A 15,934-nucleotide genomic window follows, 5' to 3' on the forward strand; every position below is an offset into this window, starting at 1 on the left:
TCTATTCTTTTAAATAAACAATGATGTACCAAAGGCAATGATGAAGACGGTCACTGTTTTCAAGACCGTAATCGCAAAGATATCCTTGTACGATTGGCGATGTGTCAGCCCTGTAATGGCAAGTAAGGTGATGACGGCGCCATTATGCGGCAGCGTATCCATCCCGCCTGATGCCATGGATGCAATTCGATGAAGCATTTCCGGGGTGATCCCGACATTTTGGGCCACCTGCATATAGTGACTTCCCATCACTTCCAGCGCAATCGAAAGTCCGCCTGATGCCGATCCGGTGATTCCTGCCAGTACATTGACGGCAACAGCTTCGGATACGAGGGGATTGCCGCTTGCATTGAACACCCAGTTTTGAATGACCGAGAATCCAGGAAGCGTTTTTACGACATTCCCAAAACCGACTTCAGATGCGGTATTGAATATGGCAAGCAAAGATCCCATCGCAGCAGCCGTCAATCCACTTGCCAATTTGACCTTTATGCGTCCAACATTCAAAAGCATGGCGGCTATGATACCGATTGTGAGGGCAACGATCAGCGACCACGATGAAGTGACTGTGCTTACATCGGCAATGTTGAACGTTTCCTTCAGCATCGATCCGTCATACCAATGCTTAACCGAAATGGCGCTGCGGCTGAAAGCGAAATTGAAAGCGACGACAAGGATGAGCGGTACGAGGGACAGCCAAAAGTTAGGCAGGTTTTGCTGTTCTGCACTTTCGGGTTCATTGATATGTCCTTCCCCGTACCCTTCCCCATTTGCCACCGCTTGTTTACGACGGCGTTCCAGCCAAAGCATTCCTCCTGTGAAAACAATGATTGCGCCAATGATCCCCATGATGGGAGCTGCATAGGTATCCGTTCCGAAATAATTCGTTGGAATGATATTTTGGATCTGAGGTGTTCCAGGAAGAGCATCCATCGTATAAGTGAAAGCGCCTAATGCTATCGTTCCCGGCAGCAATCTCTTTGGAATGTCGGCTTCTTTAAAAATGGCTGCTGCAAATGGATAAACGGCGAATGCCACGACAAACAGTGAAACCCCGCCATATGTCAGCGCCGAACAGGCAAGCACGACAGCAAGAATGGCCTGCTTCGAGCCTAGTGATTTTACGATGGTCTTGGCAATGGATGCTGCTGCACCGCTCATCTCCATGACCTTTCCGAATACGGCCCCTAATAAAAATATCGGAAAAAACGCTTTAATATAGTTAGCGGCGAACGTCATGTATGTCTCTGTATAACTCGGCAGCAAGTGACCGCCGGATAATATGACCGCCAACAATGTAACAAGCGGCGCTATGATAATGACCGGATAGCCCCGGTAGGCTAAAAAGATTAAAAGTCCCAGCGCCACGACAATGGCTAAAATTTGAATCACCAACTCATTTCCCCCTTTTCTTTTTTCTCCCTTTGCCCCAAAATGAGACGGAAATCTCTTAGTAAAAAATATCAATCTCCCTAAATCCCATATTTTTTCCTTTGTTCCATCCAAGCCTGCCTTCCCCAAGTCAAGCTGAATGATCTCCCCAAACTTCCCAAGCGTTGATAACGCTTTCAACTTTCTTGGTGAATGATGAATTTTCTTTTCATTTTAAGTGCAAACAGCATTTATCATGACAGATTGGCCATTCACTAATTTAATAATGCAATTGTCGTGCCAACTTGATTTCAAGGTCTATTCGTTACGTTTTTATAAATGGGACAAGCTAAAATCCCTGGTAACTGTCAGGTTTTCCTTACAGATAAGCATAAAAGGTTAAAAAGTGTAAGCCTTTTCATACAACATCTCAAAACTACCTTGTTTTATGTACGGATTCCCTGACACATCGCTACTTTTTGCAGGATAAAATAGCTACAACGGCGCAAACGTTACACTTCAGGGATTCGCTTCTGAGCGGATGCCCACCCATTTACCAATATTTTAACATTTAAATAGATGGGCAAACAGCTATTTTCCTATCATCATAAACCATATTTATTCATTTTTTCATAAAGCGTCGTTCGGCTGACCCCGAGCCTCTTTGCCGTTTCCGACTTATTGCCAGAAGTCATTTCCAGGCATGAAAGGATGACAGCCCGCTCGGTCTCATCCATCACCTCGGCTAAGGTGCGGATCGTGACCGCTTCCTTCTGACCCGTGATTTCTTTCGGGAGGTGCTTGGAACATATCATTTCCCCTTCTTCCACGATATTCATTGCCCGTTCAATGATATTCTCCAGCTCACGAATATTGCCCGGCCACCCATAATGTCGCAGCAGCCGTAATGCTTGGTCACTCATCCCGATTACACGCTTTTTCATGAGGCTCTGGTACTTCTCGACAAAATGATTGACCAGTATTTCAATGTCCTCCGGCCGCTCCTTCAGGGAAGGGACCTGAAATTGCATGACCTTTAGCCGATAATACATATCAAGCCGGAATTCCCCTTTTGAGACCATTTCATCCAGATTGCGGTTCGTTGCAGCGATTACCCGGACATCAATCGGAATGCTTCCCGTCGATCCGACCCTCTCGATTTCTTTTTCTTGGAGCACACGAAGCAGCTTCACCTGCATATGCAGCGGCAGCTCACCGATTTCATCGAGAAAAATCGTTCCCCCTTCAGCTGCTTCGAACTTCCCTGCTTTTCCGCCTTTTTTTGCACCAGTGAAGGAACCCTCTTCATAGCCAAAAAGCTCCGACTCCAGCAGCTCTGCCGGGATGGCGGCACAGTTCACCTTGACGAACACGCCCATCGCCCGTCTGCTATCATTATGGATGGAATGGGCAAACAGCTCCTTACCCGTTCCGCTTTCGCCCAAGATCAACACATTCGAATCGCTTTTCGCGGCAATTTTGGCTTGACCTTTCACTTCCATGAATGCGGGACTTCTGCCCATCAAATGATCAAACGTATAGGAGGCTTTATTCCTCTCGCGAAAATCACCTTTGTACTTTTTCAGCTCTACTTCAAGTGAGTTTATCCGCTTGGAAAGAGCGGTGAATTGCCCGACATTCTTAAAAAGAATCTTCCCGACCGCTCCTATTAATTTACCTTGTTTCCGTATGGGGGAGCGTGTCGCGATGATATAGTTATCTTTTATTTTCTGTAATTCGGCGACCTCTTGCTTGCCTGTTTTGGAGACCACATGCATCCGCGTATTTTCAATGACCTCCGTTACATGTTTCCCTATGGAGCTTTCCTGATCGACCCCCAGAAAATCCGCATAAGCGTGGCTCAGCATTTGGACATACCCCTCCGTATCGACCATCACCAACCCGTCATAGGCAAATTCAATGATATCCTTGAACAGAATTTCTTCATGATTATCGACATTAAGAAAATCACTTTTATTATTCGTAAACAATAGTAGATAAATCTGATACTGCTCAGCACCGATTTGAATGATGGTTTTTCTGACAATCCCATTGTGATCGTTCAAACGGATGGGCGTATTGACAGCTGGTCTAAGCTTTTTTTCCATCAGCACATTTATTTGCCGATCAAATTGATCCTCAGGGAATATCTCTGATAATATGCGATTGCATAAAAAGATTTCATTTTCGTTTTTCGTTACCAAAACACCTACAGGCAATTCTTCGACTATCGCCTTCACTAATTCCAAATGAACAGTTTCACTATCGCTTGCCATCCTTATTCTCCTTAACCCGTCTGAATTTTCCCTCATTATATCATAGGAAATTGAAGTCAAGGGATTACCGCTCCACAATCAGCGCCGTTCCTTGTCCGCCGCCAATACATAGGGTGGCAAGGCCGGTTTTTGCGTCCCTGCGCTTCATTTCATACAGTAAAGTCACTAAGATGCGGGCACCAGATGCACCTACCGGATGACCCAATGCAATCGCCCCGCCATTCACATTCACTTTCCCCGGATTCAATTCAAGGTCATGAAGCACGGCGAGTGACTGCGCCGCAAAGGCTTCATTCACTTCCAGCAAATCGATTTCATCGATTGTCATTCCCGCTTTCGCTAAAGCTTTTTTTGTAGCAGGAACTGGCCCGTAGCCCATGATTTTCGGATCGAGGGCGGCATTGGCATAGGATTTGATCGTTGCCAGCGCTTCCAGTCCCAGCTCGTCTGCTTTTTCCTTGGACATCAGGACCAGCATCGCTCCCCCATCATTGATTCCCGATGCATTACCGGCCGTCACCGTTCCGTTTTCCTTAAAAGCAGGACGCAGCTTCGTTAGCTGATCGATCGTCAGCCCATGACGCGGATGTTCATCCTGGTCCACCAAGATCGTCTTTCCGCGGCGTTTATATTCAACAGGGGCGATTTCATCTGCAAACCGTCCTTCAAGCTGGGCCTTTTCAGCCTTCATTTGGCTATTCAAAGCGAATTCATCTTGCTTTTCCCGGCTGATATCCCATTGCTCGGCAATATTCTCCGCAGTCACGCCCATATGATATTGGTTGAAGACATCCGTTAAGGCATCATACGTCATGGAATCCACGGCTTCGGCATTCCCCATTTTCTGGCCAAAACGATAGTTGGGAAGTAAATACGGGGCATTGCTCATGCTTTCGATCCCTCCAGCAAGAATCACATCCGCATCACCAAGGGCAATGAATTGTGCTCCCATTATGACTGTACGGAGTCCGGACCCGCAAAGTTTATTAACGGCCATGGCCGGCGTCGTTTCCGGAATGCCTGCATGAATCGCAACCTGACGTGCCACATTTTGCCCTAATCCAGCAGACAGGATATTCCCGACCAACACCTCATCGATCAGATCAGCCGGGATTTTTGCCCGTTTGATCGCTTCCTTTGCTGCCACAACTCCCAATTCAACCGCTGAAACATTGGCAAGACTTCCTCCGAACGTACCAACCGGTGTCCTAGCGGCCCCTACAATCACTACTTCTCTCATCATACTTCCTCCTTCTCCCTTTTTAATTTTGCCAGTTTAATGAAATGTCGGTCCCGCTCATCGATTTTCTCGGAAGCGGCAGATCCTTCATACGTAAAGATCCCTTCTCCCGACTTTACCCCAAGCTTCCCTTCCTCCACCAAATCACGAATCAACACAGGAGCTTCCTTACTCTGATCAAGCTTGGGTGAAACATTATCAAAAACACGCTGCCATGTATCCAGTCCGCCAAAATCGGCAATCTCGATCGGCCCGGTAAATGCCCAGCGAAAGCCTGGTCCGGCCGTTATCGCCGTATCGATATCCTCAGCATCGGCAACACCCTCTTTTAATAAATGAAAGGCTTCCCGCATCAAGGCAGTCTGGAGGCGATTGGCAATGAAGCCTGGTATTTCTTTTTTCAAGAGAATCGGAGACTTGCCGATTTTACGCATCAAAGCAAGGGTTGTCTCGACGATATCCGGTTTTGTTTCGTCATGCTGAACAATTTCAACCAATGGAACCAGATGGCCGGGATTGAAGAAATGCGTGATCACCATCCTGTTTGCAAACGAAGCCTTCTCCATCAATTGGGAAATCGGAAAAGTCGATGTATTGGAAGCAACAATCGCATCCGGTTTGATGATGTTCTCCATTTGCTGATAGAGACTCAACTTCAGCTCGATGACTTCCGGGATCGCTTCAATGATAAAATCGGCATCCCTTAAGGCCACTTCCAAATCAATGTTATAAGTAATATTCGCCAAAGCGTCTTGCTTTTCCTGATCGGTCAACACCCCTTCCGCAATCAGCAGGGATAGATTCTCAGAAATCCGGTTTTTGGCATGCGCTAAGAATTCTTCCTGGATATCGTTAATCGTGACGGAATACCCGCTAACGGCAAATGACTGCGCGATCCCACTCCCCATGACACCTGAACCGATAATCGCTATTTTGTTAATCATCCTAATTCCCCTTTCCGTTTTATGTCCTCACCTTTCATTCATGCAATATTCGTGCCACCGATAACGAAAAAACAAAATTCTTTTGTTATGCCAAAAATCATGATAGACTCTTACTCATTAACCTAACCCATATTTTTATAACTTCCCTATTCATTTCCAACATTATCTTGAGGAATCTTCCTTTTTTAAAATGAACAGATTGGACCATTACATTTTTTTTGGAGGAATGTAAGATGGTTAACAACAAAGTGGCGATCATTACCGGATCGGCTAGAGGAATCGGGTTTGAGATTGGAAAGATCTTTGCCGAAAATGGCGCGAAGGTCGTTTTGTCCGATCTTGATCAAAACACAGTTGAAAAAGCTGCTTCAGATCTAAGAAACAAAGGCTTGGACGTTATCGGCTTAAAAGCAGATGTAACCGTTGAAGACGATATCATCCAACTGATCAATCAAGCTAAAGACAAATATGGACGAATCGATATTTTCATTAATAACGCCGGGCTTCAGCATGTGGCGCCGATTGAAGAATTTCCAACCGAAAAGTTCGAACTGATGATCAAAATCATGCTGACCGCTCCTTTCATCGCGATCAAGAACGTTTTGCCCATCATGAAAGAACAAGGCTTCGGCAGGATCATCAACATCTCTTCCATCAACGGTCTAATTGGCTTCGCCAACAAAGCGGCATACAATAGCGCCAAACATGGTGTCATCGGCTTAACGAAAGTCGCCGCCTTGGAAAGCGCCGCATCGGGCATAACCGTTAATGCCCTTTGCCCTGGATATGTGGACACTCCGCTCGTCCGCGGACAAATGGCAGACTTGGCGAAAACACGCAATGTTCCTCTAGAAGATGTATTGGCAGAGGTCCTTCTTCCGCTAGTGCCTCAAAAACGTCTCCTGGATGTTAGTGAAATTGCCGACTACGCGATCTTCCTCGCAAGCGACAAAGCACGGGGCATCACAGGCCAGGCAGTTGTATTGGATGGCGGATATACAGCTCAATAAAAAGAAAATATATAAGCAATAAGCCCGATTAAACAACACCAACAAAGGTGCTCTTCATTCGGGCTTTTTTGTATTCATGGGATAACTAGACAGTCGTTTGGATCGGAAAAGAAGTGGAAGAAAATGGTGGAACAAAGAATTCCCTCATGTTACAGTAATATAGGGATACCACCCTTAAAAGGAGGCTTCGTCATGATTATTAAGTGGGTTAGACTGCGATAATTAAAAGGGCAGGCCAATCATGCTCCGGAAAGAATGTATGGATTTGCGCAATTAGATCATATTTAATACGGAGGGTAAAACATGAGTGAACAAATCGTGAAAATAAATAAAGTCGATATATGTACAGAAAGTTTCGGAAACTCCAAAGACCCTGCTGTGCTTTTGATCATGGGAGCGATGTCTTCTTTAGATTGGTGGGATGAGGACTTTTGTATCCGCCTCGCCGAGCAGGGGAGGTTTGTCATTCGATACGATCATCGGGATTTGGGACGATCGACCGTTTATGAACCCGGCACTTCCAACTATACAATAACGGACTTGGCTGACGACGCCGCGGGTGTCCTGGACGCTCATTCCATAGAGCAAGCTCATATCGTCGGCATGTCCATGGGCGGTATGATCGGCCAAATCCTTGCCTTAAGATATCCGGAACGCGTCACTACGCTTACGCTCATCGCATCAAGTGTGTTCGGGACTGTCATGGAAGAACTGCCTCCAATGGACCAAAGCATATTGGATCATCATGCGAAAAGCGCTTCCGTGGATTGGGCAAACAAGGAGTCGGTCATCGCCTTTCTTGCGGATGGCTGGAAAACGCTGGCCGGTTCCAAACCTTATGAGCAGGAAAGAATGTATAAACTGGCTAAAAGAGAAGCAGAGCGCGCCATACAGCTGCCAAGCAGATTCAATCATGCCATGCTTGCCGGCGGGGACGAATATTACGATCGAATGGGGGAGATCACGGCGCCTGTCCTCATCATCCACGGGACAGAAGATCCAGCCTTGCCATACGAACATGGACTTGCGCTTGCAAAAGCAATCCCTCAAGCTTCATTCGTGACGCTTGAGGGATCGGGGCATGAGATTCATCGTGAAGACTGGGATGACATCATCGATTCCGTTAAAAAGCTTACTTCACGATAAGAATCAGCCATAAAAGAAGCCGACCAATAAAAGGTCGGCTTTTCTTAATACGTTTTAGCAGTACCCGCCATATCCTTGAACGCCGCCATAACCGCCACCGTTATCGCCACCGCCGCCGAAGCAAGCCGCTCCGACAATGATTAAGAGGATAAACAAAACGACTATAAAAGCGAAACCTCCACCAAAACCTCCAACACCGTTATCGCAACCGCAATTCGATTCATGACCACAATTAGACAATAGAAACATCTCCTTATTTGTTTTAGAACTTGAAAAATTAAATGGGTTAATTCACTTTATGTTCTAATTAGGATAATGACACAATAATCACTAGAAACTTTTTATGAACCACCCACAACAGAGCAAACTTGACGTTTTTAGTTTGGGGCCTCTTTCATGACGGAGACCTTATCGTGAAAGAAGATGTGACTCACTCCATGATCGAAAAAAATGAGCATGTAACCCATTCCTGCCAGCTTCGGCTTATTGTACAATGAAGCTAAAAAGGTTCGAGGTATGTATGATAAAAGGAAATTCTTATATTCTTGTTTTCTCCATGCTGATTGTGTTGCTAATCGTACTTGTTTCGGATACGCCGATAATCATCAAGGCTTTACTTGCTGCCCTAACGATGGCATTTTCAACCCCTGCAATCAGGAAGCTTATGTTCAAAGACAAATTCAGGAAAATGAAAGCGGCACTGTATTCATCATTGACCTTTACATTGGGCCTATTTCTAATCTCGATTTTCGAAGAACCATCATCCATTTTATCTGGTGATCACCTTTCCCTTCTTATGGCTGTGCTTTTTTATAGCTTATTGGGAAATTTCATTTACGGCTTACCAGCCTCGCTTATGGCTGAAGTTATTTCAATCAGGTTTTTCACGATCCGTATCTGGTTATCTGGATTCATTCATATAGCCTTTGGACTGATTACATACTTCATCATGCCAGGCTTCCTTTTACCTGCGATTATTTGCTCGATACTCTTTTTTGCACTGGATGAAATCACTAACGTATATCCGTCAAATACCTGACCTCTGTTATCCTGGCCAGTTTGCAGTGTGGCAAAATGAAAAGGATAAAAGAAATTAGCTTCTTTTATCCTGCAGTTCATTTACTCTATTAATCGCCGCCAAAGCAACTCATAGATAAGGTAGGGTTGACACAAAATAGTCGTATAGTTTTAACCCGATGGCACGTCCCGCCTTAGAGCCCGAAAACACATTGAATAATTTTTCAAAAAAATGGAATAAATCCACCACTAAACACTGGAACATTTGTTCTGATCGTGTTATTCTTATATCAAACAATAAAAGATCAAATCGCTGCCAAACGATTTGATCGTAACGATAATCAAAGGCCGGTTGTATCCGCGGGCCTAAAACAAGGTTGTACCGCTGAGCCGAGCCAATTGCTGACAACAAGGGTGCTGGTGATAAATAACAGCTTCGATCTTCAGCTAACGCACCTGATTGTTCTTTAGGAAGTACTTCCATTATCATTTTTAAGAGTATCATTGCATTGCAAAGATGCTCTATAAGCATTCTTCAACCTCCTACGTTTTCGCTTTACCGAAACGGGTAATGTATGATAGAAGCATGAGTTTGATAAACGTCTCTCTATAGGAGGAATGTTCATGAATCCGGTGATTTTGTTTGATGGGGAATGCAACTTTTGTGATTCGAGCGTGCAGTTCATCATAAAGCGCGATCCGAAGGGCCTTTTTCATTATGCTTCGCTCCAAAGCGAGGCAGGGCAGGAGCTGCTGAAGAAATACGATGTGCCTGCAGACATCGATAGCATGGTACTGATCGAGAAGGACCAAGCCCATTATAAATCGTCTGCAGCCTTGAGGATTTCCCGCAGGTTACAAGGGGCATGGAAACTGTGTTACGGCTTCATCATCGTCCCAAGCTTCATCAGGAATTCGGTTTATGACTTCATTGCCAAGAACCGGTACAAATGGTTTGGAAAGAAGGAAGAAAGCTGTATGCTGCCATCGCCAAGTGTTCGGAAGCGCTTTTTATAAGAAAAAGGACGAAGAGCCATCAGCGGCTCTCCGTCCTTTTCATTGTGTAAAGGTGGAATATCTCCATAGATGATTGGCCGTCGGGCGGGCCATCATTTCAAGGCCTTTACTCTTCGCTTGATGGAGGGGCTCCCACTCCTGTTCATCTGTTTCCTTTAGATAAACTTCATGATGGGGTGCCTGGTCATGATAGCCGGCAATATTGATTTCGCCATTTCGGTAAAAGGTCCCGATCACTTTATAATCCACCGCAGGAGAAAGAATGATCGGGTTCCCGACAGAGTGTGTCAGTTGAATCGTCGTTTTCTCTTTATTAGCTAACACGTGTTTCACTACAATGTCTTCGTCAGATGCCACACCTTCCTCGAGAAAAACAAAATCCTTGTCGTATGCCTCACTTTTTCCGACGGCTTTGGAAAACTCGATTTCCGCATCCTTCTCCTTCTCTTGAATCGTCATATCGACCCTGGTCCTATAGCGGGATGAATCGGGATCGAAGCCCCGATTGTCCCCTTTAAAATATGGAACCTTGGAAGCAAGGTTGGGGTTCTTCAGCCACTCCTCCGGTAAAAAGGTGGAATAACGAAGCCGCCAATGTCTCAGCTTTTGGTCATCCGCCTTGCTTTCTTTAACCGATTGCAACAGCTGCTTCACGGGTCCTACCTTTTTGGTGTTCGTTATTTCCTCAATCGCTGCCTGTGCTTGGGAAGACCCTTTTTTAAAGACGCCGACCATACTCGCCAAAAATGATTTAACGGCATATGTTTCTTGCTCGGAACGCGGGAGGGGACGCCTCGCTTTGATCGTGTACGTGTATTCTTGGTTCTCGCTAATACTCCGATCACTGAAGGAACATCCATACACCAGCCCCACCTTCACGCCGTTCTTGAAAATCATATATTCCTCTATCCCTTTAATCGGTTCCCATTCGAGGCTGATTTGACCCTTCGCGACAATCGTCGTGAAGACCAGATCCAAAAGGATATTATCCTCCTTCTTATTTTCGGCGGTCGTCGATGTTTGTATTTTCATCCTTTTTTTGACCTGCTTCTCCCCATCCAGGCTCTCGATTGTATACGTATAGATGGTTCCTGCTGTCAGACCTTCTTCCGCCACATAAGGAACCGGTCCGCTATAAATTGGCTGCACACCTCTAAAAACCCGGTAGAATTGCGCTTCATTTGGCCAGACAAGCTTTATGGCATCCTCTTTCCGCTCGATTTTACACATCAAGGACGTCGTCTTGATCACGGCCCGATGCAACCTCTTATGCGAAACGAGATAAGCAATCCCTGCAATCCCGAGAGCCAGCAATGATTGCCGAGTGGTGATTTTAACTCCACGTTGTTTTAAGCCTGGAAATGAAAAATGAGTCATCCACATCTTCAACACCTCTTCCTTTGATAGGTGTATCTTTTTTTTCCTTTACCCATTTTAAACTCGGGGCACACTTTGCGATGTGCTGCCACGTTCATTAACCTAAAAAAAATGAGGAAGTGCATGCCCACGGTCTTGTTTACATTTAACGGCGATTTTATATGTCTATTCATTTTTTCGCCGAAAAAAGCATCATGAATGCTACCACTCATGATGCTTTCTACCTTCTTTATCCCGATTTTGGAATCCCTTCTCGCAGGCGATTTGGCAGCTCTACAAGCGTTTCGTTCAAGGTATCCAGTTTCGTTTCAATCCGATGAAGCAAATAAAGGGTAACAATGATCGGAAACCCAATATCACTGACAAACGGCAGGATTTGATCCACTTTTTCTTCACCTCACCTTCCAGGGTGAACGGTCAAGGAAACACTTCCTTAAGTTAGTTAAGCTCCAAATCCTCGACATTCCGCTCAACAAGCCGTGCTCCCTTCACGCCAACGAATCCACCTGAGGCAGAAATGAAAGCATTCCCAGCAATGACTTGTTCCATTGCCTGTTTAACCGTATTTACATGAATCGGATTTTTCGGATTTTCTACGGCAATCGTCGCTGATTTTCCTTCCTCCGTCTCGAATATCATTTCCAACACTTTAGCCACTTGACATCACCTCCCTCCGGTCGGTTTCATGCACCAATTAGTCCATCAATGAATACGTATCGACCCTCGTCACTTCGCCCATTGGATAATTCTGCACGCTCGCGATCGCCGCAGCTGTTGAAAATAACTGATCAGCCGTCGCCTCGGTCTTGATGTTGGTGAAGGATTTACGTTTGAAGATAATGTTCCCTTTTTCATTCAGCCCTGTTTCAAAATCGACCCGGAGCGTACTGGATACTGGAATTTGGTTGGCCATGTCTCTCACCCCCTTTCGCACTCTATATACATTATTCCGAGCCGAAAGTAGCATGGTCTTAGTAAAAAGTTGGCATTTGGTTTTAACTGGAACGATATGTTCACCTTTTAATGGGAAATAATATTCGAGAAAGGAAGTGGATCAGTCATGTCATTAGAATGGTTCGACAGAATAAGCGGAGAATTGCAGGATCACCTTACCTCGATTTGCGATGAATACGGCCGAAATGGCAGCATGATCGTGGAGCGCGGATCTAAGCATCCACGCATCGAATTTTATACAGAGCTGGATGACCATGAGAGGGATTATTTCGCCTCGGTGTTTTTCGATCCGCATAATGAAGAATTCTACCTCGAATCCTTCGAGCAGGAATTGGGCCAGGTCAGCAAGGTGGTTTTGGCTGATATTGAAGATATCGTTGATGCTGTGCACGAAAGCTTCCATTTCTATTTGGAAGAAAACGACACTGATGAATATGATCTTGATGCCGATGTATTAGAAGAACATGACGAAGTTGAGATTTACGAAATTGATGTCGATTGGGAAACTCCTGAAGTGACCGCCTATATGAAGGAAAATGAAGTGGAGGTCACCTATCAATTCGGAATCGTCCAGGAAACCGGTGATGGCGTGCTAAAGCGCATCAATCGGATTCGAACAGCGGATGATGACTTGTTAAAGGATGAAACGAACTTTATTTTCAGCAAGGAAGAGGCAAGCACCATCATCGCCATGATCGCAAGCCACATGGATAAACTGAGCGAAATGGATTAACGAAATAAACCTTGTCCATGCACATCATGGACAAGGTTTTATTACGTCAAAATCAGTTCATAAACTTCCGATAATTGAGTGACCCGCTCCGTATCACTGGACTCTTTGGCATGCTTGATTTCCTGAGGCAGGATATGGTTCAGGAAACTGGCTTCTTTACCGGTAAGCACGTTGATGAGATCTTCTTCTGATTGAAGATGTCCACCCTTGATTTTATTATATATGCCCTGCGCTGCAGGATTTCGATCCGTATAGTTAGACAAGATCTCACGTAAGTAACCAAGCGTACGATCCATTATTCCATCCCTCTCCACTGTTAGGTTTAAGGCTTATATATACCTTCCCCTATTATGGGCGGATGCATTCCTTGCTTTATTTTTGGAGGTTTATAAAAAAAGGACCCATTACGCTTGGGTCCTTTTTCGGGTTCGCCGCGAGTTTCGGCGATTTACTCGCCAATTCGGACTTTTCTCGCGAGTTCATGCTGTGTCATCATTACACGATGCCAAACCAGGTGTAGAGGGCGATGATGACGAAGACAGCGAGTGATTTGATGACAGTGATCATGAAGATGCTGCCGTATGATTGTCGATGCGTTAGTCCAGTGACGGCAAGCAGGGTGATGACGGCTCCGTTATGCGGAAGGGTATCCATGCCGCCTGATGCCATGGCGACGACGCGGTGCATCACTTCGGGTGAGATGTTTGCCGCGGCGATGGCCTGATTGTATTTGTCGGCCATGGCGCTTAGTGCAATTCCCATTCCTCCTGAGGCGGATCCCGTTATGCCTGCGAGTGCGCTGGTGGAGACGGCACCATTGACGAGTGGATTCGAGAATACACCGGATATGCTGTCGCTGATTTTGGCGAATCCTGGGAGGGCGGCAATGACTCCGCCGAAGCCGTACTCGGATCCTGTGTTCATGACAGCTAGCAAGGAGCCGCCAATACTGGTATTGAGGCCTTCCTTCATGTTTTTCGTCACTCGTTTCCAATCATAGGCAAGGGCCGTGATGATGCCGACGACCAAGGCGATTTCAACCGCCCAGATGGCAGCTGTGGCTGCTACATCGACGGAATAGGTTTCAAGCCCGATTGCTGAAAAATCAAATCCATTCGGGTACCATTTCGGTATCGCTTTCGATAGATAATTATTCATGAGGGCCACTAATCCAAGGGGAACGAAGGCTAAAATTTGCCGTAATGCCGTTTGATTGGTTCGTAAATCCGGAGCTGGCTCGCCTTTTTCCGATTCAGCGGCCGCCACCTTTTCCTCCGGCGTGCCATAATAGCCTTCTCCGGCTTTCTTGGCTCGCCTTTTCCTGCTTTCCAAATACGTCAACCCGACCGATAGGACAAAAATGGCGCCTATGATGCCAAGTAATGGAGCGGCATAAATGTCCGTACCAAAGAAGGCTGTTGGAATGACATTTTGGATTTGCGGTGTGCCTGGTAACGCATCCATCGTGAACGTGAATGCACCAAGTGCGATGGTTGCAGGCATCAGCCTTTTCGGAATGTCGGCTTGCTTGAACAATTGAACGGCAAAAGGATAAATTGCGAACACCGCTACAAACAAGCTCACGCCGCTATAGGTTAAGATCGCACCCAAAAGGACAATCGTCAGCATCGCTTGTTTGGCCCCGATCAGCCGCACGATCGTCTTCGCAATCGATTCGGCGATTCCCGACATTTCAATGATTTTCCCGAATATGGCCCCCAATAGGAAGACGGGAAAATAATTTTTGATGAAAATGACCATCTTTTCCATGAATACACCCGAATAGAACGGAAGGATGTTACTCGGATCGATGAAAAAAACCGGTAAAAGTGCAAAGATGGGTGCAAATAAAATAACGGAATAACCGCGATAGGCTGCAAACATCAGCAGTCCTAACGATAGTAAAATAATCAGTAAGTCCATGTAAATCCCCCTTTAATCCAACTTTGAAAAATTCCCCCAAATCAGTCATATATACGCCAAAAGTGAACCTCTCCGTCCATTTAAATTGGACGGAAGGGTTCACCTTCAGTTTGTTATACGTTATTTCCTATTACTGAGCTGTGTAGCCGCCATCGATGACGACAGCTTGTCCTGTTACACTTTTCGCTTTATCGCTTGCCAAGAACAATGCATAATCAGCAATTTCACTAACATCCAATAAACGTTTTTGAGGCACCAATGGAAGAAGGACTTCTGCCAATACATCCTCAAGCGGGACATTGCGTGTTTTCGCCAAGTCTGCCATTTGTCCGCGAACAAGCGGTGTATCCACATATCCAGGACATAATGCATTGACCGTGATTCCGTGCTCTGCACCTTCAAGGGCAGCAACTTTCGTTAAGCCGATCACCCCGTGTTTCGCACTGTTGTAAGCCGCTTTACCTGCGAAGCCGATGACTCCGTTAATGGAAGAAACGTTAATGATGCGTCCGAAGCCTTGTTCCTTCATGATCGGGAATACGGCTTTCGTTAACATGAACGGTGCCGTCAACATGATTTTGATCATCAATTCGTATTTTTCAGTCGGGAAGTCCTCGATTGGCGATACGTGCTGCAACCCGGCATTGTTGATGACGATGTCTACGGAACCGAATGTTTCTTTAGCTTCCTTCACCATGTTTACGATATCTTCTTCTTTCGTTACATCGGCTTTGATACCGATTGATTCGAAGCCTTCCGCTTTAAGGGATGCTGCCGCTTCCTTTACCATTTCTTCATTAATGTCGGATAGAACCACTTTCGCTCCGCTTTGAGCGAAATGTTTGCCGATTTCAAATCCAATACCGCGAGCAGAACCTGTAATGATGACGACTTTGTTTTCAACCATGATAAATTTCCTCCTATTT

At 45.6% G+C, this 15,934-nt stretch carries 17 protein-coding genes and 1 pseudogene; 5 read left to right on the top strand and 13 right to left on the bottom strand.

Annotated features, from left to right (window positions below; translation table 11 throughout):
- Nucleotides 1-9: 9 nt before the first annotated feature.
- The 4 genes from CVN76_RS14310 to CVN76_RS14325 form a co-directional block, all read right to left on the bottom strand.
- Nucleotides 10-1,395: a GntP family permease gene (locus CVN76_RS14310; protein WP_100531897.1), complete on the bottom strand. Its 1,386-nt coding sequence runs from the start codon at nucleotides 1,393-1,395 to the stop codon at nucleotides 10-12.
- Between the two features lie 581 nt (nucleotides 1,396-1,976).
- Nucleotides 1,977-3,647: a sigma-54 interaction domain-containing protein gene (locus CVN76_RS14315; protein ID WP_100531822.1), complete on the bottom strand. Its 1,671-nt coding sequence runs from the start codon at nucleotides 3,645-3,647 to the stop codon at nucleotides 1,977-1,979.
- Between the two features lie 64 nt (nucleotides 3,648-3,711).
- On the bottom strand, nucleotides 3,712-4,887 hold the full coding sequence (locus CVN76_RS14320; protein WP_100531823.1) for an acetyl-CoA C-acetyltransferase: 1,176 nt from the start codon (nucleotides 4,885-4,887) through the stop codon (nucleotides 3,712-3,714).
- Nucleotides 4,887-5,831, bottom strand: coding sequence for a 3-hydroxyacyl-CoA dehydrogenase family protein (locus CVN76_RS14325; protein WP_100531824.1), 945 nt, complete (start codon nucleotides 5,829-5,831; stop codon nucleotides 4,887-4,889). Before CVN76_RS14325 ends, CVN76_RS14320 begins: the two co-directional genes overlap by 1 nt.
- A 233-nt stretch (nucleotides 5,832-6,064) precedes the next feature.
- Here CVN76_RS14325 and CVN76_RS14330 point away from each other — a divergent pair, with 233 nt between their 5' ends.
- Both CVN76_RS14330 and CVN76_RS14335 read left to right on the top strand, forming a co-directional pair.
- Nucleotides 6,065-6,841, top strand: a complete 777-nt coding sequence (locus CVN76_RS14330) for a 3-hydroxybutyrate dehydrogenase (protein ID WP_100531825.1) — start codon at nucleotides 6,065-6,067, stop codon at nucleotides 6,839-6,841.
- A 303-nt stretch (nucleotides 6,842-7,144) separates the two neighbouring features.
- Entirely contained in the window at nucleotides 7,145-7,987 is an 843-nt protein-coding gene (locus tag CVN76_RS14335; RefSeq protein WP_100531826.1) for an alpha/beta fold hydrolase, read from the top strand.
- 117 nt (nucleotides 7,988-8,104) lie between these two features.
- On the opposite strand, the pseudogene CVN76_RS32390 reads toward CVN76_RS14335, so the two are convergent.
- Nucleotides 8,105-8,236, bottom strand: a pseudogene (locus tag CVN76_RS32390) (YjcZ family sporulation protein); the annotation flags it as partial.
- Nucleotides 8,237-8,507: 271 nt separating this feature from the next.
- Between CVN76_RS32390 and CVN76_RS14345 the strand changes: the two are divergent.
- Entirely contained in the window at nucleotides 8,508-9,026 is a 519-nt protein-coding gene (locus CVN76_RS14345; RefSeq protein ID WP_100531827.1) for a hypothetical protein, read from the top strand.
- Nucleotides 9,027-9,134: 108 nt separating this feature from the next.
- On the opposite strand, the gene CVN76_RS14350 is transcribed toward CVN76_RS14345, so the two are convergent.
- Nucleotides 9,135-9,536, bottom strand: a complete 402-nt coding sequence (locus CVN76_RS14350) for a hypothetical protein (protein ID WP_100531828.1) — start codon at nucleotides 9,534-9,536, stop codon at nucleotides 9,135-9,137.
- A 92-nt stretch (nucleotides 9,537-9,628) separates the two neighbouring features.
- Between CVN76_RS14350 and CVN76_RS14355 the strand changes: the two genes are divergently transcribed.
- Nucleotides 9,629-10,021 carry a thiol-disulfide oxidoreductase DCC family protein gene (locus CVN76_RS14355; protein ID WP_100531829.1) on the top strand — a complete coding sequence of 131 codons (393 nt, stop codon included), beginning with the start codon at nucleotides 9,629-9,631 and terminating at the stop codon, nucleotides 10,019-10,021.
- A gap of 39 nt (nucleotides 10,022-10,060) precedes the next feature.
- Here CVN76_RS14355 and CVN76_RS14360 read toward each other — a convergent pair whose 3' ends face one another.
- The 4 genes from CVN76_RS14360 to CVN76_RS14380 all read right to left on the bottom strand — a co-directional run bounded on the left by CVN76_RS14360 (nucleotide 10,061) and on the right by CVN76_RS14380 (nucleotide 12,311).
- A complete protein-coding gene (locus CVN76_RS14360) occupies nucleotides 10,061-11,404 on the bottom strand; it encodes a DUF3238 domain-containing protein (protein WP_100531830.1) in 1,344 nt (447 codons plus the stop codon).
- A gap of 223 nt (nucleotides 11,405-11,627) precedes the next feature.
- Entirely contained in the window at nucleotides 11,628-11,783 is a 156-nt protein-coding gene (locus CVN76_RS14370) for a YvrJ family protein (RefSeq protein ID WP_064465749.1), read from the bottom strand.
- A 53-nt stretch (nucleotides 11,784-11,836) separates the two neighbouring features.
- The gene (locus tag CVN76_RS14375) at nucleotides 11,837-12,055 is read right to left on the bottom strand and encodes a DUF2922 domain-containing protein (RefSeq protein ID WP_100531832.1); all 219 of its coding nucleotides are present in this window, start codon (nucleotides 12,053-12,055) and stop codon (nucleotides 11,837-11,839) included.
- Nucleotides 12,056-12,092: 37 nt separating this feature from the next.
- Nucleotides 12,093-12,311 carry a DUF1659 domain-containing protein gene (locus tag CVN76_RS14380; protein WP_100531833.1) on the bottom strand — a complete coding sequence of 73 codons (219 nt, stop codon included), beginning with the start codon at nucleotides 12,309-12,311 and terminating at the stop codon, nucleotides 12,093-12,095.
- A gap of 147 nt (nucleotides 12,312-12,458) precedes the next feature.
- Here CVN76_RS14380 and CVN76_RS14385 point away from each other — a divergent pair, with 147 nt between their 5' ends.
- Nucleotides 12,459-13,085 carry a hypothetical protein gene (locus CVN76_RS14385; protein WP_100531834.1) on the top strand — a complete coding sequence of 209 codons (627 nt, stop codon included), beginning with the start codon at nucleotides 12,459-12,461 and terminating at the stop codon, nucleotides 13,083-13,085.
- A 41-nt stretch (nucleotides 13,086-13,126) separates the two neighbouring features.
- On the opposite strand, the gene CVN76_RS14390 is transcribed toward CVN76_RS14385, so the two are convergent.
- From CVN76_RS14390 to CVN76_RS14400, 3 genes are all read right to left on the bottom strand, one after another.
- Nucleotides 13,127-13,381 carry a sigma-G-dependent sporulation-specific acid-soluble spore protein CsgA gene (locus tag CVN76_RS14390; RefSeq protein ID WP_100531835.1) on the bottom strand — a complete coding sequence of 85 codons (255 nt, stop codon included), beginning with the start codon at nucleotides 13,379-13,381 and terminating at the stop codon, nucleotides 13,127-13,129.
- 199 nt (nucleotides 13,382-13,580) lie between these two features.
- Complete coding sequence (locus CVN76_RS14395) at nucleotides 13,581-15,008, bottom strand: GntP family permease (RefSeq protein ID WP_100531836.1); 1,428 nt, start codon at nucleotides 15,006-15,008, stop codon at nucleotides 13,581-13,583.
- A gap of 130 nt (nucleotides 15,009-15,138) precedes the next feature.
- Entirely contained in the window at nucleotides 15,139-15,915 is a 777-nt protein-coding gene (locus CVN76_RS14400) for a 3-hydroxybutyrate dehydrogenase (RefSeq protein ID WP_061140713.1), read from the bottom strand.
- Between the last annotated feature and the right edge of the window lie 19 nt (nucleotides 15,916-15,934).

This window comes from Bacillus sp. mrc49 (genome assembly GCF_002803435.1).

Coding starts and splice junctions, on each gene's coding strand:
- CVN76_RS14395 (WP_100531836.1), bottom strand. CDS start 15,008: ATGGACTTACTGATTATTTTACTATCGTTAGGACTGCTGATGTTTGCA.
- CVN76_RS14335 (WP_100531826.1), top strand. CDS start 7,145: ATGAGTGAACAAATCGTGAAAATAAATAAAGTCGATATATGTACAGAA.
- CVN76_RS14325 (WP_100531824.1), bottom strand. CDS start 5,831: ATGATTAACAAAATAGCGATTATCGGTTCAGGTGTCATGGGGAGTGGG.
- CVN76_RS14360 (WP_100531830.1), bottom strand. CDS start 11,404: ATGTGGATGACTCATTTTTCATTTCCAGGCTTAAAACAACGTGGAGTT.
- CVN76_RS14330 (WP_100531825.1), top strand. CDS start 6,065: ATGGTTAACAACAAAGTGGCGATCATTACCGGATCGGCTAGAGGAATC.
- CVN76_RS14400 (WP_061140713.1), bottom strand. CDS start 15,915: ATGGTTGAAAACAAAGTCGTCATCATTACAGGTTCTGCTCGCGGTATT.
- CVN76_RS14315 (WP_100531822.1), bottom strand. CDS start 3,647: ATGGCAAGCGATAGTGAAACTGTTCATTTGGAATTAGTGAAGGCGATA.
- CVN76_RS14350 (WP_100531828.1), bottom strand. CDS start 9,536: ATGCTTATAGAGCATCTTTGCAATGCAATGATACTCTTAAAAATGATA.
- CVN76_RS14345 (WP_100531827.1), top strand. CDS start 8,508: ATGATAAAAGGAAATTCTTATATTCTTGTTTTCTCCATGCTGATTGTG.
- CVN76_RS14320 (WP_100531823.1), bottom strand. CDS start 4,887: ATGAGAGAAGTAGTGATTGTAGGGGCCGCTAGGACACCGGTTGGTACG.
- CVN76_RS14390 (WP_100531835.1), bottom strand. CDS start 13,381: ATGGATCGTACGCTTGGTTACTTACGTGAGATCTTGTCTAACTATACG.
- CVN76_RS14385 (WP_100531834.1), top strand. CDS start 12,459: ATGTCATTAGAATGGTTCGACAGAATAAGCGGAGAATTGCAGGATCAC.
- CVN76_RS14380 (WP_100531833.1), bottom strand. CDS start 12,311: ATGGCCAACCAAATTCCAGTATCCAGTACGCTCCGGGTCGATTTTGAA.
- CVN76_RS14355 (WP_100531829.1), top strand. CDS start 9,629: ATGAATCCGGTGATTTTGTTTGATGGGGAATGCAACTTTTGTGATTCG.